This window comes from Bradyrhizobium sp. SZCCHNR1053, from assembly GCF_032381235.1.
GTDB lineage: Bacteria > Pseudomonadota > Alphaproteobacteria > Rhizobiales > Xanthobacteraceae > Bradyrhizobium.
This window is the reverse complement of sequence record NZ_JAUHJM010000004.1, coordinates 455,933-478,316: the sequence shown is the minus strand read 5'-3', so window position 1 is coordinate 478,316 and position 22,384 is coordinate 455,933. Positions and strand designations below refer to the sequence as shown.

Here is a 22,384-nt window from a genome sequence, read left to right as displayed (position 1 = left end):
CCCTCTTGCTGCCACAGGTCATCCTCGAAATGCCTGTCACAGAAATTATCGTGTCTCACTTAAGGGGTGCAGTCCAGTGCTGTCACCGTAATTTCCCAGTCTTCGGCGAAAGTTGACATTTTTTGATCTTTCGTTTTGTGGACTACATCAACCAGAACATTGCCATCGCGAATGATGATCCCGTAACAATCAGTAGGAACCAAAGCGAGGCGAGCAGCGCCAGATAGTATCGCAGGGGACGCTCGGACCTGGTAAAGACCTCGCCGTTCATGGACCAGACTCCTGTTATAGCGGCACATAAGACCGCACCTCCGAAGTACCAATACGTCAAGACCGTAACACCGAAAATCGCGATGGTTAGAACGAAGTCGCGCATGTATTCTCCTCGAATTGCAGTATATCGCCTAGTAAGAGGACGGTAGCTGCTTGGCATGCTCTGACCTCCACTAGCCTCGAATTCTCGAGGAGGCGATTATCTCGCCCTCAAACTTTCTTGTTTATACCTCAGCAGCGGCGACATTACGTACTCGATGATCCTCCGAGTCCCGGTCTTGATCTCCACCGTCACTGCCATGCCCGGCGCAAGCGCGACCATCTTGTCCTCGACCTGCATCTGCTTCTCGTCCAGTGACACCCGCGCCGAGTAGATGAATTCCTGACCGGCCGGCTCGCTGGTCTCGGCCAGCCCGCCCGCGGTCTTGCCGCCATTCTGCTTGTCGGCCGGCTTTTCGCGGGCGATGGAGTCCTGGGAGACGCTCAGCACCTTGCCGTGGACGAGGCCGTAGCGGGTGAAGTTGAAGGCGTCGATCTTGATCTCGGCGGATTGCCCGACATTGACGAAACCGATGTCGCGGTTGGAGATCATGGCTTCCGCCTCGATCTGGCTGTCGGCGGGCACGATGAGCATCAGCTGTTGCGCCGGTGTGACGACGCCGCCGACGGTGTGCAGCGCGAGCTGCTGCACGGTGCCGTCGATCGGGGCGCGCAGCACCTGCTCGGCGATCTTGCGCTCGGCCTTGACGAGGTCCTGGGTCAGCTCGTCGGCCTTCTTCTCGGCGTCGGTGAGATCAGACAGCACCTGGCGCTCGAAGCCGGAGCGCGTCTGCCCGAGCTGCTGCTCCAGCGCGAGACGCGCGGCCTCGATCTCGACCAGGCGCCGCGTCTGGACGATGCGCTCGTTCTGCTGGTCGATCAGCCGCGACTGCGCGTCGATATAAGCGATCTGGTTGCCGTACTGGATCTCCTTGGCATTGCGGCGGATATCGGCGGTCTCCTGCAGAAACGGCAGGGTGGCGTCGATCTTGGCGATTGCGGCCTCGATCGACTGCGCCTCGGCGCGCTTCTGCGCAATCTGCTGCTGATTGGCGGCGAGCTTCGACAGCTGCTCGGCGGCCTGGGCCTGCAGCGCGGCGCGGGTGCGCGCGAGATCGGTCGGCGCTGCGCCTTCGGGCACCGCAAGCGGCCGCAGTGCGGCCAGATCAGCAAAGCTATCGCGGAGCACGCCGAGCCGGGCAACATCGAGCCTTGCCTGCATCAGGCCCTGCGGGACACGGCGGCGCTCGGCCTCGGTCACGGTGCGGTCGAGCTCGACCAGCGCTAGCCCCATCATCGCAGGCTCCTCCCAGCCTGGGAGGAAACATCCTCCGCCCGTCTCCGAGCAAGGCGAGATTGCCGGCAGCAAAAATCAGGTTTGCCAAATCGTTACAAGGGGATCACGGTTTCGGCCGGCGGCCTCGAAGATTTTTCTTCTGTTTTTCGGAATCATATGCTATCCTTCGCGCCGTCCCGCCTCACTTGAGGGGCGTTTCGCGATCGTCACGAGCGTTGGGTGCGGGATGCGGTGGGCGTGTCGGGTTGCAGCGTGAGCGATCATGCCGACGAACGATCCGATGCGCACGGCGAAATCGTGTGGTCCTGGCATCCCGGTGCTGATGCCAAGTCCGATGCGCAAGTTCGACGAGCGCGCGGGCGACGGGGGCAAGAAAGCCGATCCCCGGGGAGATCACGTATAAGCCGTAACGCCATCGCGCGGGGAAGGCCGGATGATCCGGCCCGTACCTGTGGTTCCTGCCGCCTGCATTTTTTTCTGCAGGCGGGCCATGGGTGCGACCGGCACCCGGCCTTTCCCGCGCCCTCATTCTGAAGAGGGCGATCAGACGAGCAACACTCGGACGCGAAGGCGGGCGCGAGGATGAGATGCTGTGCCTACACCCTCCGCTGTCATTGCGAGGAGCGCAGCGACGAAGCAATCCAGAGTCGTCGCGGGACTCTGGATTGCTTCGCTTCGCTCGCAATGACGCCTTCATCTCCGCGTCGTCCCGGGCAAGCTGCGACGCCGCGTCAGCGTTGGCGTGGCGCCGCCCCGGGACCCATACTCCGCAGCGGTTGTGTGACGCACGCTGGAGCTGGCAGCCTTCGCGCCAATGTCCGCCGGTGGGTATGGATCCCGGCATGCGCCGGGATGACACTGAATGTGTGGCGGCTGCGGCGGCTCACCGATGCATGTTTGAACCTTCACCCCCGCTGCCCGAACACACCCAAGCGCCTCACTCCCGCCAAATCCCGCAGAAAAACCGACTGAATCCGCCTCCCCGATCCGGTAGACTCGCCGCGTGAACCACCGCCCTACGATTCTCGTCTTCGACTCAGGCCTCGGCGGCCTGTCCGTGCTGCGCGAGGTGGTGCGGGCGCGGCCCGATGCCCACTACGTCTATGTCGCCGACGACGCCTTCTTCCCCTACGGCCATCACAGCGAGCAGGCCCTGATCGCCCGCGTGGTGCCACTGATGGGCGAGCTGATCGCCGCGCACCGGCCCGACCTGATCGTGATCGCCTGCAACACCGCCTCGGTGCAGACGCTGGCGCCGCTGCGGGCCGCCTATGCCGTGCCTTTCGTCGGCACCGTGCCAGCAATCAAGCCGGCCTGCGCGCAGTCGCAGACCAGGCGCGTCTCGGTGCTCGGCACCAAGGCCACGGTGGCGCGCGAATACACCCACGCGCTGATCCGCGACTTCGCGCAAGGCTGCACCGTCACATTGGTCGGCTCGCCGGATCTCGCGTCGCTGGCAGAGGCCGCGCTTAGCGGCACCCAGGTCAGCGATGCGGCCATCGCCGCCGAGATCGCGCCCTGCTTCGTGGGCGACGCCGCCGATCCCACAGGCCGGACCGACACGGTCGTGCTGGCCTGCACGCATTATCCGCTGCTGCTCGACCGGCTCGAACGCCTGGCGCCCTGGCCCGTCACCTGGATCGACCCGGCGCCGGCCATCGCGCGCCGGGTCGCCGACCTGCTAGGCCCGCCGGCCAGCGGCCCCGACGATGGCGGCGCCACCATGATCTTCACCTCGAACAAGCCACATCAGCTCGGCCGCGCGCTCACGCCCTATTTCGGCGGCCGCGTCCCGGCCTGACGGAGACCGCCGATGTCCGCAGCGCCCAAACCGCTCAACCGCCTCAAGCAGGCCTGGCGCGCCAAGCAGCCGACGTTCGGCGCCATCGCCACCATCCCGAGCATCCAGACCGTGCGTATCATGGCGCAGTCGCTCGACTGGATCATCGTCGATCTCGAGCATGGCCCGATCGATCTCTCCACCGCGCATGCGATGATCACCGCCACGGCAGGCACGCCCTGCGTGCCGCTGGTGCGCATTGCCGCCAACGAGCCGCATCTGGCGAAAGCGCCGATGGACCTCGGCGCGCTCGGCATCAACTTCCCGATGATCTCGAGCCGCGCGGACGCCGAGAAAGCCGTGCGCAGCGTGCGCTACCCGCCCCACGGCGACCGTCTGTGGGGTCCGTTCCATGCGCCATTCCGCTGGAACGTGTCGATGGCCGAGTACATGGCGACCGCCGACGACGACATGGTCTGCATGGTGACGATCGAGCACGTCGAGGCGGTCGAGCGCATCGACGAGATCATGGCCACCCCCGGCATCGACATTGCCGTGATCGGTCCCGGCGACTTGGCGACCTCGATCAACAAGCGCGGCCAGCTCGATGATCCCGAAGTGAAATCCCTGATCGCCCGCGCCGAGGCCGGCATCCTCAGATCGGGCGTGCCGATCGGCGGCGCGGCGCGCTCGGCTGAGCAGGCCAATGCAATGATTGAGCGCGGTTACGTGGCGCTGGCGCTCGGCTTCGACTGGTCCTTGTTCCAGCGCGGCATTGCCGCGAGCTTCGAGGGGATCAAGCGCTAAAGTCGGCGGCCGGCTTGGGCCGGTCCTTCACGTTCCAAACAAAGAACAAGAGTTGGGGGGAACACCATGATGAAAAAGACGATTTTCGGCCTGTCGCTGGCCCTGCCCGGGCTCGGGGTGGTCGACAAGACCAAGCCGCTCGCCTCGCCGGCGCCCTGACGCCCAAACGAGGCGTTTGCTGCACGGCGCCCCGGTGCTAACAGAGGCCCGCCACCGGCCCAGGCCGGGAGCCACCAAGCAACGGCCACGCGAGACGGCCAAGACAGAAACCAGCGGGAGCGATCGATCTCACGATGCGCGGAACAACCAAGCCGATCTCGCTGCACCGCCGTCTGATCATCGATCTGATGCATGCCTCGCGTGACGTGCCGTTCGTGTCGCTGGCGCGCACGATCCAGATCGGCCCGCTGCTCGAGGCCCGCGCCGCGGCCGTCCGCCCGCCCGGTTTCGCCGCGATCTTCGTCAAGGCGTTCGCCCTGGTCGCCCGCGACGAGCCGGTGCTGCGCACGCTCTACGTCAAATGGCCCTGGCCCTGCTTCTACGAGCTGCCGCGCAGCGTCGCCACCGTCACCATCGCCCGGGTCGAGCATGGTGAGGATTGCGTGCTGCCGCAGCGCATCTCCGGGCCGGAGACCATGACCCTGGCCGAGATCGATGCCGTGATCCGGCAGGGCAAGGAGGCGCCGGTCGAGGACGTCGCCATGTTCCGCAAGATCATGCGGGCGACCCGGCTGCCGTTGCCGCTGCGCCGGTTCGCCTGGTGGGTCGGGCTCGGCTTCGGCCGGCAGCGGGCCAACTGGTTCGGCAATTTCTCCGTGACCAGCGTCGCCGCCTGCGGTGGCGGCCAGCTGCTGGCCCTGAGCCCGGGACCGTTCATCGTCAATTACGACGTCATCCAGCCCGACCATACCCTGGCCATCCTGATCCGCTGGGACCACCGGGTCACCGACGGCGCCATGATGGCCAGGACCGCAATCCGGCTCGAGCAGGTGCTGAACGGGGAGATCGCGGCCGAGCTGAAGGCCGGAACCCCGTGCGGCCGTGGGCCGGCGGAGGCCGTACCCGGATTCCCGGCTGCGCGGCAGAAAATTACCGTTGCGGGAGAGCCGCAGCGGTGATTCGCCGGCAAAGGCGCCGGTTGCGGTTTGACAAGTCGGCAGGTTCTCCCGTAGAACCCGCCTGCTCGCGGGCCGGTTTCGGCCCGCGTTGCGTTTCGCGACCCGTGGCCTTCTCCCTTCATGCTTTGGGGATGGGCCTGTCGGTGGACCGGGCTTCCGGACACACAGGAGGGCGCGTTTCCTCAAACCCTAACTTGATCGAAGAGGACGCGATGACTAAGCGCAGTGAGGCGAAGTACAAGATCGATCGCCGCATGGGCCAGAACATCTGGGGCCGCCCGAAGAGCCCCGTCAACCGCCGTGAATACGGCCCCGGCCAGCACGGCCAGCGCCGCAAGGGCAAGCTCTCGGACTTCGGCGTGCAGCTGCGCGCCAAGCAGAAGCTGAAGGGCTATTACGCCAACATCTCCGAGCGCCAGTTCCACGGCATCTATGTCGAGGCCGGCCGTCTCAAGGGCGACACCGGTGAGAACCTGATCGGCATCCTGGAGCGCCGTCTCGACACCGTCGTTTTCCGCGCCAAGTTCGTCTCGACCATGTTCGCCGCGCGCCAGTTCATCAACCACGGCCACATCAAGGTGAACGGCCGCAAGGTCAACATCGCGAGCTACCAGGTCAAGCCGGGCGACGTGATCGAGGTCAAGGAAGCCTCCAAGCAGCTCGCCGTGGTGCTGGAAGCGACCCAGCTCGCCGAGCGTGACGTGCCCGACTACATCGAGGCCGATCACTCCAAGATGACCGCGAAGTTCATCCGCATCCCCGCGCTGTCGGACGTGCCGTTCGCGGTGCAGATGGAGCCGCATCTGATCGTCGAGTTCTACTCGCGCTGATCTTGACCGGACCGCGGTCCGATCCCATCTGATAATCCGAAGGCCCTGGCACGCGCCGGGGCCTTTCCTTTTTGGGCTTCTTTTCGGATGGGACGAACCGATTCCCGAATGCCACACCTGCCACGAAATCGCCCCAAGCTGGGCTGACAGCGAATCCGTCCCGTGATTCACTGTCTGCAGTTGTAAAGTAGCGGGGCGTTCGCCATGGAGTTCAACAGGCGCAATATCATCTTCGGTGCGTTGCCGACCGATGCGGTCGGTGCTCCGCCTCTGCCGCCGTTGCGGGCGCCGCCCCTCAGCGCTTCACCGTTACGCGCACGGTCCTCGGGGATCCGTTACCGATTCAATGACGGCCTCTACCCTTCGACGGTCTTCGACATTCTCGAACGCTCCTGCTGGCACGTCCAGTCCGATGCGACAGCCCATGTGATCCGCCATCTCGGCACCGGGCTCACCTTTGCCGACGCGCAGCTTCGCCACGATCCCTACGCGCTCGAGCTCCTCCACTGTTTCGATGATTCGCGCGAGCTCGCCGACGAATGGCACACCATGCTGGTCGGCTGGGCCGCGGTGAACATGGGCTGGAACATCCGGCGGCAGCGGCCGGGCGCCGCGCTGCTTCTTTCACCGTCACGGCAGAGCCCGCTCGACTCCTGGGTGTTCGATTGCACCGAGGCGCCGCCGCTGGTGGCCGAGCCGATCGAGACCCGGCCGTTGCGACGGCCGGACATCTGGCTCAACCCGCCGCGCGCGGCGTAATCGAGGAGGCGTTTTGCGGGGGCGATGCGAGTTGGGTAAGGTCGGGTCGTGATGAGCCGAACGAGGACTGCCGATGTATTACACCCCGCCCCCGCGCGATCCCAAGGCGCCGCCCGTGCGCGTCAACCTGTTGTCGGACACGCAGACCCGCCCGACAGCCGCGATGCGCGAGGCCATCGCGCGCGCCGAGGTCGGCGACGAGCAGATCGGCGACGATCCGACCGTGCATGAATTGTGCGGCCGCGTCGCCGCGCTGCTCGGCAAGGAGGCCGCGGTGCTGATGCCGTCGGGCACGATGTGCAACGTCGCGGCGACGCTGGTGCATTGCCGGCCGGGCGACGAGATCCTCGCGCATGAGACCGCGCACATCATCTCGCGCGAGGGCGGCGCCCATGCCGCGCTCGGCGGCTTTCAGGTCACGCAGTTGAAGGGGCCCGACGGCCAGTTCACGCCGGAGACATTCCGCGCCGCGCTGCATCCGCGCTCGCGCTACCAGCCGCCGCAGACCGTCGTCAGCGTCGAGCAGACCGCCAATATCGGCGGCGGCACGATCTGGAAGAAGGCTGATCTCGACGAGATCGTCGAGATCGCCAAGGCGAACGGCATGGCGACGCACATGGACGGCGCGCGGCTGCTCAACGCGACGGTTGCCACCGGCATTCCGGCCGCCGAGATGACCGCGGGCTGGGATTCGGCCTGGATCGATTTCTCCAAGGGGCTGGGCGCGCCGATCGGCGGCGCGCTCGCCGGCAGCGCCGCCTTCATCGACGAGGTGTGGCGCTGGAAGCAGCGGCTCGGCGGGTCGATGCGCCAGGCCGGAATCGTCGCGGCAGCCTGCATCTACGCGCTCGATCACCATGTCGACCGGCTCGCCGAGGACCACGCCAATGCACGGGCGCTGGCGCGCGGGCTGTCGCAGATCCAGGGCGTCGAGGTCCAGGAGCCAGAGACCAATCTCGTGTTCTTCAAGCCCGACGGCTCCGGTGTGCCCGGCGACAAGATGGTGACCGAGCTGCGCAAGCGCGGCGTGCTGCTCGCGATGATGGACGGCCGCATCCGCGCCTGCACCCATCTCGACGTGACCGCAGCCATGATCGAGGAGACCATCGGCCATGTCCGGGAGATCGTGCGCGGAGCATGAGGATCATGGTGCGAGCGCCGCATAGACCAGCCGCCGCACATCGCTCGCGATGCGGCCGCGCTGCGAGGGCGCCTGCATCATGACGATGACGAACAGGTCGTCGGCGGGATCGATGAAGAAGAACGTCCCGCCGACGCCGTCCCAGCCATATTCGCCTGATGGCACCGGAGGCTTCTCCGTGATGCGCATGGAGAAACCCAAGCCGAAGCCGCTGTCGGCGCCGGGAAAATAGAGGTCGTCACGACGAATTCCCGCCCCAACGACATGATCCCGCGTCATGACCGCGACGGTCTCAGGCTTGAGATAATAGCGGCCGTCAAGCTCACCGCCGTTCAGCAGCATCTGAGCGAACCGCGCGTAGTCGGAGATGGTGCTGATCATCCCCGCCCCGCCCGACTCCCAGCGTCTGGGCCGAATGGGATCGTCGATGCCGGCGATCGGACGATCGAACCAGTCGCGCGGCGACGGTTCGGCGACGCGGCTACGCTGGCTCGGGTCGGCGAGGAAGAACGCCGTCTCGCGCATGCCGAGCGGCCCGAGCAGCCGCTCCTGCTCGAACTCATAGAGCGAGCGGCCGGAGACGATTTCGATCACCCGCCCGAGCACGTCGGTCGAGTGGCCGTAGTCCCACACCGTGCCAGGCTGCTCGGCCAGCGGCAGCCTGGCGAGGCGCTCGACGAAGGTGGCGTTGTCGATGTCGCCGTCAAACAGAGGCGCCTTCGCATAGAGCCGGCGCACGGCCGTCTCGCCATAAAAGCCGTAGGTGATGCCGGAGGTATGGCGCAGCAGATCGCGGATGGTGATCGGGCGCGCCACTGGAGCAGCGCCGACCCTCACGTCAGCGAAGGCGGGAATGTAGCTCGCCAGCGCATCATCGAGCTTCAGCCTGCCGTCATCGACCAGCATCATCGCCGCCACCGACGTGACCGGTTTCGACATCGAGTAGATGCGGAAGATCGCATCCTCCGTCATCGGCGCGCGCGTCGCGGGATCGCGAACACCGAAACTCTGCAGCAGGACAGGGCTGTCGTGCTGCTGAATCAGCACGACCGCGCCCGGAATGTTGCCGGCGGAGACTTCGTCGCGGAAATAGGTCGGGACCGCCTCGAGGCGCCGCCGGTCGAGATCGCGCGGCGACTGTGCGCCTGCGCGGGCCAGAGCAGGCAGCATGGGCATCGCGAGCAACGCGCCGAGCAGCGTCCGTCGCGAGACCAGCCGGTCCATCCTAACGGCACCGCCGCGTGTCGATGGCTGTCACCTCACCGAGCCCGCGCGAGCGCGGCTGGCGAGCGCCTCGCTGAGCGCCTCATCGTGCAGCCCGGCGCTCTGTTCGGAGAAGCAGCAGAACACGATCTGGGAGAGCGAGGTCTCCGTGCTGATCGCCTCGATCGAGGTTGCGACCGCGATCGACGCCGCACGATCGGCGGGGAAGCGAAAGATGCCGGTCGAGATCGCGGGAAACGCGACGGAGTCCAAGACATGCTTGTGACACAGCTCGATCGAGCGGCGGTAGCACGAGGCCAGCAAATCCGGCTCGCCGCGGTCGCCGCCCTGCCAGACTGGGCCAACGGTGTGGATCACGTGGCGGGCCGGCAGCCGGTAGCCTTTGGTGATCTTGGCCTCACCGGTCTTGCAGCCATGGAGCATGCGGCATTCCATGACGAGGTCCGGCCCCGCCGCACGGTGGATCGCACCGTCGACGCCGCCACCGCCGAGCAAAGACGAGTTCGCGGCGTTGACGATGGCGTCAACGCCGAGCTTGGTGATGTCGGCAACGATGACCTCGAATCGGGTCGCGCCGATCTTTCGGACTGGATAGCTCAGGCCGAGGCCGCCGTGCCGACCGGGATGCCCTTGTCGGTGAACAGCTGCTGCAGTTCGCCGCTCTGGAACATCTCGCGGACGATATCGCAGCCGCCGACGAACTCGCCCTTCACATAGAGCTGCGGAATCGTCGGCCAGTTCGAGAACGTCTTGATGCCGTTGCGCAGCTCGGCAGATTCGAGAACGTTGAGGCCCTTATAGCCGACGCCGACGTGGTCGAGGATCTGCACGACCTGGCCGGAAAATCCGCACTGCGGAAACTGCGGTGTCCCCTTCATGAACAGGACGACGTCGTTCGACTTCACTTCGTTGTCAATGAATTGCTCAATGCTCATCTTCGCTTCCTCTAGGGCGCCTCAAGGAACGCCTGGGGCTCGGTGCCGCGCGGGTCGCCGCCGGACAGATTTCGTCCAGAGCCGACCGTCACTGTCTTATATGTAGCGCAAACCGTTGTTCAGCCAAAGTAAAATGCCGAGGATCATTCCGCAACACAGTCACCCGGCCGGACCATAGGCTGATGGCAGCAATATTATAGCCGCCACGAGGGTTTCATCCCGTAACCAAGCCCCTATCTAGGACGAACCGCCCAAAAGGAACTTGTTCCGTCGAACATCGTTTTCTCCCGGCAAACGGAGACCCTCGTGACCAGTTCAGCGTCCGCCACGGCCCCGCATCAGATCACCGCTGCGCAAACCCCTGGGCCGGGTCGCCTGGCCGGCAGTCTGATCGAGGCGTATCTCGCGGTCCGGAACGAGACCGAAGCCCGGGCGGCCCCGCTGACCCCGGAAGACCAGGTCATCCAATCGATGCCGGACGCCAGTCCGGCCAAATGGCATCGCGCCCATACCACTTGGTTCTTCGAGCAATTTGTGCTCGGCGCGCACTGCCGAGGATATGCCCCTTTTCACCCCGATTATGCCTTCCTGTTCAACTCCTATTACGTCAGTGCGGGCCCGCGCCACACGCGGGGCGAGCGGGGACTGATCACCCGCCCGGGGGTGGCCGAGATCACGGCGTACCGCCGGCATGTCGACGCGGCCATGGTCGACTTCCTGGACCAAGCCGATGCCGCGACCTTGGCAGCCGTGGCGCCGCTCGTGGAGGTCGGCCTCAATCACGAGCAGCAGCACCAGGAGCTGATGCTGACCGACATCCTGCATGCGTTCGCGCAGAATCCGACGGCGCCGGCCTACGATCCATCGTGGACATTTCCGTCCCCAACGGACCGGAGCAAGGATTGGGTCCACCTCCCCGAAGGCATCCACACCGTCGGGCACGCCGGCGATGGTTACCATTTCGACAATGAGGGGCCGGCGCATCGGGCGCTCGTCGGGCAGGTCGGGATCGCGCGCAATCTCGTCACCAATGCCGAGTGGCTCGCCTTCATGGATGACGGCGGCTACCGGACCGCCACGCTCTGGCTCATGGACGGCTTCGCTGCCGCCAGCCGCGAGGGCTGGCAGGCTCCCGGTCATTGGTACAAGGTCGAGGGCGAGTGGCGCATCATGACGCTGGGCGGATTGACGACCGTCGATCCTGACGCAGCCGTCTGCCACGTCAGCTACTACGAGGCTGATGCGTTCGCGCGCTGGCGCGGCAAGCACCTACCGACCGAGATGGAGTGGGAGGTCGCCGCGCGCGGCAACCAGCTCAATGATGCCTTCGGCACCGTGTGGCAATGGACCCGCAGCGCCTACAGCCCCTATCCCGGCTATCGTGCCATCGAAGGCGCGCTCGGCGAGTACAACGGCAAATTCATGGTCAATCAGCTGGTGCTGCGCGGCTCATCGCTCGCGACGCCGGCAGGCCACAGCCGCGTCACCTATCGCAACTTCTTCTATCCGCATCATCGCTGGCAATTCACTGGGCTCCGGCTCGCCGACTACGCCTGATCAACCCACATTCGCTTCCCGACAGTCGCGCCCGTGCGCGTCCAGGAGAGTATCATGAACGTGCACGTCAACACGTTGTCCAACGCTCACCTTCCCGACGCCGAGACGTCGGCATTCGCGCGCGATGCGGTCGCAGGCCTCGCGCAGCAGCCCAAGCAGCTGTCGCCGAAGTATTTCTATGACGCGGCGGGATCGGATCTGTTCGAGCAGATCACGCGGCTGCCGGAGTACTATCCGACCCGCACCGAGCTCGGCATTCTCAGGGATCGCGGCGCCGAGATCGCAGCGATCATTCCCGATGAGGCGGCCTTGGTCGAGTTCGGCGCCGGCGCCACCACCAAGGTGCGGCTGCTGCTGGAAAGCTGCCGCTTCGCGGCCTACGTGCCGGTCGATATTTCCGGCGAGTTCCTGACCGCACAGGCCGACAGCCTGCGCCGCGACTTCCCGCAGCTCGCCGTGCACCCGGTCGTCGCCGACTTCACCACGGCGTTCAAACTCCCCGAGGCCATCGAAGGCAAGCCGAAGGTCGGCTTCTTTCCGGGATCGACGATCGGCAATTTCGAGCCGCACGAGGCCTGCCGCTTCCTGCGCTCGGCGCGCGAGATCTTAGGGACCGGCGCGCTGATGATCGTCGGTGTTGACCTGGAGAAGGACGAGCGCGTCCTGCATGCCGCCTACAACGACGCGGCCGGCGTGACCGCGCGCTTCAATCTCAATCTGCTGTTGCGGATGAACCGGGAGCTCGGCGGCAATTTCGACCTGTCCGCCTTCGTCCACCGGGCGATCTACAATCGCGAGCAGCACCGCATCGAGATGCATCTGGTGGCGCGGAAGCCGCAGACTGTACGGCTGCTCGGCACCACCCTCTCGTTCCGCGCCGGTGAGAGCATCCACACCGAGAACAGCTACAAATACAGCATCGAGCGCTTCGGCGCGCTGGCCCGTGGTTCTGGCTGGAAAGTCCGGACCGTGTGGACGGATGCGGAGAAGATGTTCTCGGTTCAGGCGCTCGTCGCCGAGGCGTGAGGCTCTGGCTTCGATCGCAGCGACAGCGTCTCCCACAAGGCGACGATCGCCAGCAACGCGCTCGTCAGCGCCGAGAGCACGAGAGGCGACAGTTCGGTCGCGAACCAGCCGAGCCCGATCAGCGCCAGCAGTCCAGCGCCGTGCGACAACTGCAGGAAACCGCGGATGTTGAACTTGAAGAGGATGGTCCCGAGCAGAAACACGAACGGACCGCCGATCGTTGTCGCCGCCGTATTCAAGTCGGCATGCCCGAGCGGGTGCTTCAGGACGATCTCGTCCGACACGGCCGACACGATGATGCCGGCGACGATCGGCATGTGCAAGTAGGTGTAAGCCGAGCGCGCCATTAGCCCGGATTGCGCCGACTGCGAAATCACCTCCGATCCCGCCTCGGCGCCGCGGTTGAAATACACCGCCCACATCGCCACCGTGCCGATGAAGGCGCTGGCGAAGGCGGCAATGTTGGCTCCGGTCCAGTCGAGCTCGGCAAAGGTCGCGCCGGTGACGACGATGGATTCGCCGAGCGCGATGATGATGAACAGCGCACAGCGTTCCGCCATGTGGCCGCCTTCGACCATCCAGTCCTCCACGGTGGATGCACCCAGCCCGGGGACCCAGAAGCGGACGGCCGGCGACACATATTCCAGGGTGAGCGCCGCCCCCCACAACCCCATCCGCGCCGGGCCCTCGGCAAGGCCGCCGAGCAGCCAGAGCACGGCGGAGGCACTGAGCCAGGAGAGGATGCGGGCGGCGTTGCGGCGGACGGCAGATCGCTGCGGCGGCGTCGCGGTCAACCAGAACGCGGTCCGGCCGACCTGCATGGCGGCGTAGGCCATCGCGAACCACAGGCCGCGGTCGTCGAACGCCCGCGGGATCGACATCGACAGCACGAGGCCCGCCAGCATCAGCGCGAACAAGAGACCTCGGACCAGCGCCTTCTCGGGATCGAGCCAGTTGGTGACCCAGGCGGTGTAGACCCACACCCACCAGACCGCGAGAAACAGGACGGCCGTCTGGGCGGCGCCGAGCGGCGAGAAATGGCCGATCAGATAGTGCGAGATCTGCGTCACCGCGTAGACGAAGACGAGATCGAAGAACAGCTCGACGAACGTGACCCGGCTGTGCCGGTTCGGCTCGATGACGCGAAACAGCGCACCACGCGGATCGTCCACCGCCATCTCCCCCGGATGCGTGCTGCGCGATCTGCAATGAACGGTCAGCGCTGCTCAGGCACGCCGGTCTGCAGCGCCAGAGCGTGCAGCACGTCACCCATCTGGCCGCGCAGCGATTGATAGACGAGCTGATGCTGCTGCACGCGGGATTTGCCGCGGAACGATTCCGAGATCACCGTCGCGGCGTAATGGTCGCCGTCGCCGGCGAGATCGCGAATCGTCACCTGGGCGTCAGGGATGGCAGACTTGATCATCTGCTCGATATCGTGGGCATCCATGGGCATCCCGGTGCATCTCCTTATGTCGGGCAGGCGCCGCATCCCGTGGACGATGTAGCCCGCAGGGCCCGCGGCTTGGCTGCACTCCCATCAGTGGCCCGCCGAGCACGGCGAATCAAGGCGTTCTCGCGGGACCGTGATGGTGAAATCTAGCGCGAACCGCTTTCGAGGTCACGCGCGGAACCACTATATACCGGGATCAAACGAGATACGTCGGACCGGGTGACGCACCCAAAAGGCTGAATCGTGAGGGCGACATGAAGCTTCCAGGACCGGATCACCCGATCACCATCACCCCCAATCCGAAACGTGTGCGGGTGATCGCCGACGGCGCCGTGATTGCCGACACCACCCGCGCGTTGACGCTGAAGGAAGCGAGCTACCCCGCGGTTCAATACGTGCCGCGGGCCGACGTCGACATGGCGGCCCTGCAGAAGACCGATCGTGTCACCCATTGTCCGTACAAGGGGGATGCGAGCTATTTCAGCGTCGTCGCCAACGGCAAGACATTGGACAATGCGATCTGGAGCTACGAGGCGCCCTTCCCGGCGATGACCGAGATCTCGGGCCACCTGGCGTTCTATCCGGACAAGGTGCGGATCGAGGAGATCGCAGTTGATTGAACTGCGGTGACAGCCCGCCGCGCGGCCGGCGCGAGGCCATACCGGCGCGGCGGTCGTTTCGGTCACTGACCTGATGGCGTGCTACACTCTGAAAATCGTAAGCCCCAGAATCAGGAGCACGAGGAAGATCACCAGGAAGATGTAGAACAGGATCCGCGCAATGTCGGCGGAAGCTGCCGAAATGCCGGTGAAGCCGAGAATACCGGCCACCACCGAGATCACGAAGAACAGCAACGCCCATTTGAGAAGTGTCACGGTATGGTCCTCCGGTTCTGCGCCGTGCCGGCGCGGCGCCTCACTAACGATGCCGCGGGGAACCGGTTCCTTCGGCCATCGATCCCGTCGCCGAGAAGTGCGCAACCCACGGCAGTCCCGCCCGTAACTTCGTAGGTCGTCGGTTCGTAAGGATATCGGGAGCGGAAATCGGCAGAGGGTGTGAGAAACCGGCTTGCGGACCGCGGCACTTGCTGATTTGCAGCACCAACGACAACATCTGGTGGTCCGGCGCCGTCATTCGCTCGCTTGCGGGCGTCTCCAGCGAATGACGGTGCCAGACAGTCACACGATCTCATTGAATCATTCCGGCTCGCGCAGCCTTGGACGGCGTTTGCGTGACGCCCCGCGGCGAAGGGGATGCGAACGTCACATCCGCTGCACGGGCCGGGCAGCAGCGACGCTGGGGGGCATATGGTCATATCGGTTACACAATCGGCGGCGGCCGCAAAGGTCGAGCTTCAGGCCCGCCCGCGCGCCCGGGCGCGCAACGCCGCGCTCGATCACGCCCGGACATTCCTGACGCTGGTGGTGCTGCTCCACCACGCCGTGATTCCCTATACCTATTTCGGGCACACCGATCCGACGTCCTTCCTCGGCTTCGATGCCATCGTGCTGGCCACCGACAGCTTCTTCATGGCCATGTTCTTCTTCCTGTCGGGCCTGTTCGTGTGGTCGGGCCTTGCTCACAAGTCGACGCTGCAATTCCTGCGCGACCGGCTGTTGCGTCTTGGCCTGCCCTTCGCCATCGCGGCCCTGACCGTCATTCCGTTTGCCTATTACGCGATCGAGCTGCGCGCCAATCCCGAAGCCAGCTTCGCTGCCTTCTGGTGGAAGACGGTCACGGTCGGTCCATGGCCGAGCGGGCCGATCTGGTTCATCTGGGTGCTGCTGGCGTTCGACACCTCGGCGGCCCTGCTGTACCGCGTCTCGCCGCGCCTGCTGGATCCGATCAACCGGCTGTCGCAGCGCGCCTTCGAGAATCCGGGCGACTTCTTCTTCGTCTTCCTGCTGATCACTGGCGTGCTCTACATCCCGTCCCGGCTCTATTTCGGCCCGACCTTCTGGTTCGAGGCCGGACCGCTCTCGGTGCAGGCCAGCCGCGTCTTGCTCTACGCCGCCTATTTCTACGTCGGGGCTGGCATCGGCTCGGCCAATTTCGAACGCGGCCTGCTGGCCGCAGAAGGGCAGATGTCGCAGCGCGGACTCGGGGCCTGGATCGTGGTCACGCTCGTGCCCTATGCGCTGCTCTGGGTGCTGATCACGATCAAGCGCCAGGTGCTGGGCAATCCGCCCGTGTTGCCGCAGTGGTACGAGGCGGCCTACGGCTTCTTGTTCGTCATCTTCAGCGCCGCGATCCTGTTCGCGATCCTGTCCTACTTCCTCAACAACCGCCGCTCGGAATTCTCCGTGCTCGATCGCATGCAGGCCGATGCCTATGGCATGTTCCTGGTGCACTATCCGATCGTGCTGTGGATCCAGTACTGGCTGTTCGACCTCAATCTGCCGGCCATTGCCAAGGCCACGATCGCCTTCGTCGCCACCGTGCTCCTGAGCTGGGGTGCAACGTGGGCGCTACGGCAGATTCCGGGAGCGAAGAACGTGCTGTAAGCACGACCCTGTCTCCTCCGTCATTGCGAGGAGCGAAGCGAAGAAGCAATGCAGACTGCATCCGCCGATGGAGTCCTGGATTGCTTCGCTTCGCTCGCAATGACGCCGGGCAAGGCTGCGGCGCTCACGGCAATTTCCCCTGTCGTCCCTGCGAAAGCAGGGACCCATAACCACAGGGCGTCGTTGTTGAAAGAGCTCAACGACCAGCGTGCGTGACAACCGCGGCCGCGGAGTCTGGGTCCCGGATCGGCGCCGCGACGGCGCCTTGCGCCGTCGTGGCTTGTCCGGGACGACAGGGGTGAGTTAGGCGGCCCCGCCCATGTAGCCGGGCAGCCAGCTCTCGAAGCGGGTCTTGAGCGCAGTGACCTCGACCGACGCGTCGCCAGCGATGGCAAGCGCTGTGCCGCCGGTGGTGCCGATGCGGGTGCACGACACGCCGGCGCCGCGCATCTTGGCGAGCACGCGGCCAGCCTCGGTCTCCGGCACCGTCACGAGATAGCGCGCCTGGTCCTCGCCGAACCAATAGGCATGCGGCACGATCGACGCAGGCGCGGCCAGCAGCCGCGCGCCGATCCCGGAGGCCATCGCCATCTCGGCGAGCCCCACCAGCAGGCCGCCGTCGGAGAGATCGTGTGCGGCCGTCGCTGTGCCCGCATGGATCATGCCGCGGACGACATCGCCGATGCGCTTCTCGGCGGCGAGATCGACCGGCGGCGGGGCGCCCTCCTCGCGGCCGCAGATGTCGCGCAGGTAGACCGACTGGCCGAGCCAGCCATGGGTCTCGCCGATCAACAGGATCGCCTCGCCCTCGGCCTTGAACGCGATGCTCGCCGATTTGGTGAAATCATCGAGCAGGCCGACGCCTCCGATCGACGGCGTGGGCAGGATCGCGCGGCCATTGGTCTCGTTGTAGAGCGAGACGTTTCCGGAGACGACGGGGAAGTCGAGCGCGCGGCAGGCTTCCGAAATGCCCTTCAGACAGCCGACGAACTGCCCCATGATCTCGGGCCGCTCCGGGTTGCCGAAATTGAGATTGTCGGTGATGGCGAGCGGCCGGCCGCCGACCGCGGTGATGTTGCGCCAGGCCTCCGCGACGGCCTGCTTGCCACCCTCGAACGGGTCGGCCTCGCAATAGCGCGGCGTGACGTCGACGGTGAGCGCAAGCCCCTTCGGGCCATCCTGCACGCGCACCACTGCGGCATCGCCGCCGGGGCGCTGCACGGTGTTGCCGAGGATCACATGGTCGTACTGCTCCCAGATCCAGCGCTTGGAGCACAGATCGGGCGTTGCGACGAGCTTCTCCAACGCCGGGATGATGTCCATCGGCGACTTGACCTCGCGGGCGTGGATCACCGGCAGCGCCGATGAGGCCACATGCGGACGGTCGTACAGCGGCGCCTCGTCACCGAGCTCCTTGATCGGCAGGTCGGCCATGACGTCGCCGCCATGCTTCACCACGAACCGCTTGCTCGGCGTGGTGTAGCCGACCACCGCGAAATCGAGCCCCCATTTGCGGAAGATCGCTTCCGCCTCCTTCTCCTTCTCCGGCTTCAGCACCATGAGCATGCGCTCCTGGCTTTCGGAGAGCATCATCTCGTAGGCGCTCATGCCGATCTCACGGGTCGGCACGGCATCGAGATCGAGATCGACGCCGAGGTCGCCCTTGGCGCCCATCTCGACCGCCGAGCAGGTCAGGCCGGCCGCACCCATGTCCTGGATCGCAATCACGCAGTCCGCGGCCATGATCTCTAGGCACGCCTCCAGCAGCAGCTTCTCGGCGAAGGGGTCGCCGACCTGCACCGTCGGGCGCTTCTCCTCCGAGGAATCGTCGAACTCGGCCGAGGCCATCGAGGCGCCATGAATGCCGTCGCGGCCGGTCTTGGAGCCGAGATAGACGATCGGCATGTTCACGCCGGAGGCCGCTGCATAGAAGATCTTGTCGGCGTCGGCGAGGCCGACCGCCATGGCGTTGACCAGGATGTTGCCGTCATAGCGGGTGTGGAAGCGGGTCTGGCCGCCGACCGTCGGAACGCCAAACGAGTTGCCATAGCCGCCGATACCGGCCACCACCCCGGACACCAGATGCCGGGTCTTGGGATGCTCCGGCGCGCCGAACGACAGCGCGTTCAGGCAGGCGATCGGGCGCGCGCCCATGGTGAACACGTCGCGCAGGATGCCGCCGACGCCGGTGGTCGCACCCTGGTACGGCTCGATGTAGCTCGGGTGGTTGTGGCTCTCCATCTTGAATACGACGGCCTGGCCGTCGCCGATGTCGATCACGCCGGCATTCTCGCCGGGGCCCTGGATCACCCAGGGCGCCTTGGTCGGCAGTCCCCGCAGGTGGATGCGCGACGACTTGTACGAGCAGTGCTCGTTCCACATCGCCGAGAAGATGCCGAGCTCGGTGAAGGTCGGCACCCGCCCGATCAGCTTCAGGATGCGCTCATATTCATCGGGCTTCAGCCCGTGGGCGGCGACGAGCTCGGGGGTGATCTGCGGTTCATTGCGCATGGAGAAATGCCTTTGCCCGTGGGCCGCTGGTCCCTTGAAGCCTGCTTCATAGAAAGATCGCCAGGGCGGGAAAAGGCCTTTTACGGCCCTATTCCGCCCTGTCCAGAGCTTTGGCCCGGACCGCCAGAAGGGATATTTGCAGATTGGCGACCAATCGGATTTAAGACGGTAAATCAACAGTTAAAGGCCCTGACACGTGCACGACCTGCCCCGTTCCGCCTTCGAGAACCGTCCTGGCATCCACATCGCGACCGACGGCGAGTTCGCCGGCTGGCGGACCTGGATGCGCGACAGCTACGAATCCCACACCGGGCCATTCTGGCACCGGATGGAGGACGATGGCTCGATCCGCTGCGCCTTCCGGGTCGAGAAGAAGCACCTCAACGGCGGCGGCAACGTCCATGGCGGCTGCCTGATGACCTTCGCCGACTACTGCCTGTTCGCCTTCGCCGCGCCGATCATGCAGGGCCCGGGTGTCACGGTCTCGTTCTCGAGCGAATTCCTCGACGCGGCGCGCGAGGGTGAGTTGATCGAGGCCACCGGCGAGGTCACCCGCGCCGGCGCCTCGCTGATCTTCCTGCGCGGCATGCTGCATTCCGGCCCGAGGCCGCTGTTCTCGTTCTCTGGGACCATCAAGCGGGTCAAGCGGCGGACGCCGGAGGCGGCGAACTCGCCGTAGCGGATGATGTCGTAGCCCGGATGAGCGCAACGATATCCGGGGTCTCACGCGCGCTGTCCGTGAACCCGGATATCGCTGCACTCACCCGGGCTTCCGGCGTCACCCCGCGAGCTGCTTCTCGGCGAGGGCGATCCACTCGGCCTGCGCCTTGCGCACATGTCGTGGCGCGCGCTTCATCTGGATCAGCAGCTCGGTGAACACGACCTTGGCCTCATCGATCCGGCCGACCAGCTTGAGCAGCGTGCCGTAGCGGACCTTCGCCTCGCTGCCCGGCGCATAGTCCAGCAGCGCCTGGTACTCCTCGATTGCCTCGTCGGTGCGGCCGGCTTCCTGCAAAGCCCGCGCATAGAGCAGATGCGCCTCGGCCGAATTGTAGTCCGGCCAGGCCTTCTGCAGCTCGTCGAGCGTCGCCAGCGCATCCGTGGGGCGGCGGCGCGCGAACTGCGCCTTGGCCTTGCCGAGCGCGAACAGCGGCTCGTGGCCCATCGGCAGGCTCAGGATGTGATCGTAGTGCTGCTCGGCCTCGTCATAGCGACCGACGGCGACGCATTCCTCGGCCAGCGCCGCGCGGTTGGCGATCGTGTCCGTGATCGCGACACGATCGGACAACTCGCGGTAGTACTTCTCCGGGTCGAGCTTGTTGGCGACGCGCTTGCGCGCCTTCTGGACGTCGTGGCTGCCCAGCCATTCCGGCACCAGCTCGACCACGATGTAGGCGAGCGCGCCGATCAAGGGGACCAGCAAAATGATGAACGCCCAGGGCTGCATCCGCCCGGTACGCGAGGCGTGGTAGATCAGCGAGATCTGAAGAAGTATAATGACGAGTGCAACCGGCACGACGGTCCCCACGGCCAATCCCTACACGCCGACGTTGATAGCGTGGCCGAGCGCGGCCGACAATCCCGCATCCGCCGGCTCAATTGACGATGCCGGTTGGACGCATCGGGACAACGGCCGGTTCAAACAACAGAGCAAGGCTTGTTCAATGGCCGTACGGAAGGCGATCCTGTCGCGCAAAAAGGGCGGAAGCGCGTCGCGCTCCCGCCCTCGAGCCGCCGTCGTATCGCCGCGCCGTTATTGCTGCTGGTCGATGACCTGCACCACCTTCTGATCGCGGGGGTCGACCAGCACGACCTGCTCGCCGATCGCCAGATACTGGTAGTTGGCGAGCTCCGGATTGCTGCGCGCGAGCTCATCGGGCACGCGGCGCAGGCTCAGGCAGCTCGGTCCGGACGAGGTCGATGACGATGTCGTCGAGCCCACAGTGCCTGTCTCGGTGGCGGCGCGGCGCAGGATCTGGCGCTGATCGTCCGACAGCACGATGCGGGTCGAGCTTACGCCGTAGCCACCGCGGTCATAGCCGCGATCGGCGCGCATGCCGTTTTGCGGGATCACGTCGACGATCTCGCGGCTGCGCGGATCGATGATGGCGATCTCGTCATGCACAACCGTGTACTCGTAGCCGCGATATTGCGGAACGATGGTGACGATCTCCGACGGCAGCGGACGCGGCCGCACGCGCTCCGGCAGGCGCTCGCCGATGTTGATCCGGATGTCGATGTCGGTGCGGGCACGATCGAAGTCGTGATCACGCTTGAGCTGGTCGACCACGCGGGTCTTCTGCTGCTCGTTGACCGAAACCTGCGTGCTCGAGCGGGTGCTGTTGGTCTGGGTCTGGTTGCTGGCCTGCCCGGTCGCATCCGGCTTGCCCGCGGTGGCGCCGGCCGGACCGGTCTGCTGGTTCTGCTGCGCGGTCGTGCTCTTGCTGTCCGTTGCGCCCGGCTGATTGGCCTGCCTGCCGCGGTCGGTCTGCTTGTCGGCCGCCTGGTCCGACGTGCCGGCCTTGCGCTCGTCCTGGCTCTGCCGGCTCTTGTCGATGCCGCTGCGATCGGCCTCGCGGTCGGATTTGCGGTCGGTTGCACCCGACTTGCTCTCGGCCGCGCGATCCTCGCCCTTGCGCGGTTCGTCGGCGCGTCCCTGCTGTTGCTTCGACTCGGCCTTGCCCTTGCTGTCAGACTGCTTGCTGTCAGCTTGGGACCTTGTCTCGGCGCTGTCCTTGGCATCGTGGTCGCGCTGCGCCGACGCCGGCCCGCGCTCAGCCTTGCTGTCAGCGCCCTGCTTGGTCTCATGCGCCGAGCGCTCCGAGGCTCGCTCCTGCGCGCTCTGCTTCGCATCGGACCCGGCGCGTTCCGCCGCGGCAGCGCCGCCGCCCTTCGACTCCGCGCCCGGACGGGCCGCCTCGCGCGGCGAGGCCGCCGCCGGGCCACCCTCGTGCTTCATTTCCGATTGCGCTGACGCGGCATTCGCACCCGCGCCGATCGCGAGAATGATGGCGGCAGTTCCCAGCCAATGTTTCGTCGTCATATAAGAACCTCCTTGGTTCATGCCCCATGGAATCGGGCGGACAACGCAAACAGCCGCCCGGTGTTGCCGGGCGGCGCGAGAAAAAAG

The 22,384-nt window shown here is 65.7% G+C and carries 21 protein-coding genes; 11 read left to right on the top strand and 10 right to left on the bottom strand.

Going from position 1 to position 22,384, the window contains the following annotated elements:
• Positions 1 to 472: 472 nt before the first annotated feature.
• On the bottom strand, positions 473 to 1,609 hold the full coding sequence (locus QX051_RS14165; RefSeq protein WP_315776536.1) for an HlyD family type I secretion periplasmic adaptor subunit: 1,137 nt from the start codon (positions 1,607 to 1,609) through the stop codon (positions 473 to 475).
• Positions 1,610 to 2,612: 1,003 nt separating this feature from the next.
• Here QX051_RS14165 and murI point away from each other — a divergent pair.
• From murI to QX051_RS14135, 6 genes are all read left to right on the top strand, one after another.
• The gene (gene murI, locus QX051_RS14160) at positions 2,613 to 3,410 is read left to right on the top strand and encodes a glutamate racemase (protein WP_315776535.1); all 798 of its coding nucleotides are present in this window, start codon (positions 2,613 to 2,615) and stop codon (positions 3,408 to 3,410) included.
• 12 nt (positions 3,411 to 3,422) lie between these two features.
• On the top strand, positions 3,423 to 4,196 hold the full coding sequence (locus QX051_RS14155) for an HpcH/HpaI aldolase family protein (protein WP_315776534.1): 774 nt from the start codon (positions 3,423 to 3,425) through the stop codon (positions 4,194 to 4,196).
• Positions 4,197 to 4,489: 293 nt separating this feature from the next.
• The gene (locus tag QX051_RS14150) at positions 4,490 to 5,314 is read left to right on the top strand and encodes an acyltransferase (RefSeq protein WP_315776533.1); all 825 of its coding nucleotides are present in this window, start codon (positions 4,490 to 4,492) and stop codon (positions 5,312 to 5,314) included.
• A gap of 212 nt (positions 5,315 to 5,526) precedes the next feature.
• Positions 5,527 to 6,144, top strand: a complete 618-nt coding sequence (rpsD, locus tag QX051_RS14145; protein WP_011925811.1) for a 30S ribosomal protein S4 — start codon at positions 5,527 to 5,529, stop codon at positions 6,142 to 6,144.
• Positions 6,145 to 6,348: 204 nt separating this feature from the next.
• Positions 6,349 to 6,903, top strand: a complete 555-nt coding sequence (locus QX051_RS14140) for a hypothetical protein (protein WP_315774287.1) — start codon at positions 6,349 to 6,351, stop codon at positions 6,901 to 6,903.
• A gap of 73 nt (positions 6,904 to 6,976) precedes the next feature.
• Positions 6,977 to 8,044, top strand: coding sequence for a threonine aldolase family protein (locus tag QX051_RS14135; RefSeq protein WP_315776532.1), 1,068 nt, complete (start codon positions 6,977 to 6,979; stop codon positions 8,042 to 8,044).
• Between the two features lie 3 nt (positions 8,045 to 8,047).
• Here QX051_RS14135 and QX051_RS14130 read toward each other — a convergent pair whose 3' ends face one another.
• From QX051_RS14130 to grxD, 3 genes are read right to left on the bottom strand one after another with little or no spacing between them, the layout of a single operon-like run.
• On the bottom strand, positions 8,048 to 9,268 hold the full coding sequence (locus QX051_RS14130; RefSeq protein ID WP_315776531.1) for a serine hydrolase domain-containing protein: 1,221 nt from the start codon (positions 9,266 to 9,268) through the stop codon (positions 8,048 to 8,050).
• A 30-nt stretch (positions 9,269 to 9,298) separates the two neighbouring features.
• A complete protein-coding gene (locus QX051_RS14125) occupies positions 9,299 to 9,868 on the bottom strand; it encodes an O-acetyl-ADP-ribose deacetylase (RefSeq protein ID WP_315776552.1) in 570 nt (189 codons plus the stop codon).
• The gene (gene grxD, locus QX051_RS14120) at positions 9,865 to 10,203 is read right to left on the bottom strand and encodes a Grx4 family monothiol glutaredoxin (protein ID WP_006609190.1); all 339 of its coding nucleotides are present in this window, start codon (positions 10,201 to 10,203) and stop codon (positions 9,865 to 9,867) included. Before grxD ends, QX051_RS14125 begins: the two co-directional genes overlap by 4 nt.
• Positions 10,204 to 10,509: 306 nt before the next feature.
• Between grxD and egtB the strand changes: the two genes are divergently transcribed.
• Both egtB and egtD read left to right on the top strand, forming a co-directional pair.
• Positions 10,510 to 11,760, top strand: coding sequence for an ergothioneine biosynthesis protein EgtB (egtB, locus tag QX051_RS14115; RefSeq protein ID WP_315776530.1), 1,251 nt, complete (start codon positions 10,510 to 10,512; stop codon positions 11,758 to 11,760).
• A gap of 54 nt (positions 11,761 to 11,814) precedes the next feature.
• On the top strand, positions 11,815 to 12,786 hold the full coding sequence (egtD, locus tag QX051_RS14110; protein WP_315776529.1) for an L-histidine N(alpha)-methyltransferase: 972 nt from the start codon (positions 11,815 to 11,817) through the stop codon (positions 12,784 to 12,786).
• Here egtD and QX051_RS14105 read toward each other — a convergent pair.
• Entirely contained in the window at positions 12,762 to 13,964 is a 1,203-nt protein-coding gene (locus QX051_RS14105) for a low temperature requirement protein A (protein ID WP_315774281.1), read from the bottom strand. The two genes, egtD and QX051_RS14105, sit on opposite strands and share 25 nt — an antisense overlap.
• A gap of 38 nt (positions 13,965 to 14,002) precedes the next feature.
• The gene (locus QX051_RS14100; protein WP_315737357.1) at positions 14,003 to 14,242 is read right to left on the bottom strand and encodes a BolA family transcriptional regulator; all 240 of its coding nucleotides are present in this window, start codon (positions 14,240 to 14,242) and stop codon (positions 14,003 to 14,005) included.
• Between the two features lie 251 nt (positions 14,243 to 14,493).
• Here QX051_RS14100 and QX051_RS14095 point away from each other — a divergent pair, with 251 nt between their 5' ends.
• A complete protein-coding gene (locus QX051_RS14095) occupies positions 14,494 to 14,859 on the top strand; it encodes a DUF427 domain-containing protein (RefSeq protein ID WP_315737356.1) in 366 nt (121 codons plus the stop codon).
• An 81-nt stretch (positions 14,860 to 14,940) separates the two neighbouring features.
• Here QX051_RS14095 and QX051_RS14090 read toward each other — a convergent pair whose 3' ends face one another.
• Positions 14,941 to 15,114, bottom strand: coding sequence for a DUF1328 domain-containing protein (locus QX051_RS14090; protein WP_009031962.1), 174 nt, complete (start codon positions 15,112 to 15,114; stop codon positions 14,941 to 14,943).
• Positions 15,115 to 15,546: 432 nt separating this feature from the next.
• Here QX051_RS14090 and QX051_RS14085 point away from each other — a divergent pair, with 432 nt between their 5' ends.
• Complete coding sequence (locus QX051_RS14085) at positions 15,547 to 16,743, top strand: acyltransferase (RefSeq protein ID WP_315776528.1); 1,197 nt, start codon at positions 15,547 to 15,549, stop codon at positions 16,741 to 16,743.
• A 303-nt stretch (positions 16,744 to 17,046) separates the two neighbouring features.
• Here the strand turns inward: QX051_RS14085 and purL are convergent, their stop codons facing one another.
• A complete protein-coding gene (gene purL / locus QX051_RS14080; RefSeq protein WP_315776527.1) occupies positions 17,047 to 19,254 on the bottom strand; it encodes a phosphoribosylformylglycinamidine synthase subunit PurL in 2,208 nt (735 codons plus the stop codon).
• A gap of 196 nt (positions 19,255 to 19,450) precedes the next feature.
• Between purL and QX051_RS14075 the strand changes: the two genes are divergently transcribed.
• A complete protein-coding gene (locus QX051_RS14075; protein WP_315776526.1) occupies positions 19,451 to 19,933 on the top strand; it encodes a PaaI family thioesterase in 483 nt (160 codons plus the stop codon).
• Positions 19,934 to 20,032: 99 nt separating this feature from the next.
• Here QX051_RS14075 and QX051_RS14070 read toward each other — a convergent pair whose 3' ends face one another.
• The gene (locus QX051_RS14070) at positions 20,033 to 20,770 is read right to left on the bottom strand and encodes a tetratricopeptide repeat protein (protein ID WP_315776551.1); all 738 of its coding nucleotides are present in this window, start codon (positions 20,768 to 20,770) and stop codon (positions 20,033 to 20,035) included.
• 237 nt (positions 20,771 to 21,007) lie between these two features.
• Positions 21,008 to 22,213, bottom strand: a complete 1,206-nt coding sequence (locus tag QX051_RS14065) for a DUF1236 domain-containing protein (protein ID WP_315776550.1) — start codon at positions 22,211 to 22,213, stop codon at positions 21,008 to 21,010.
• Between the last annotated feature and the right edge of the window lie 171 nt (positions 22,214 to 22,384).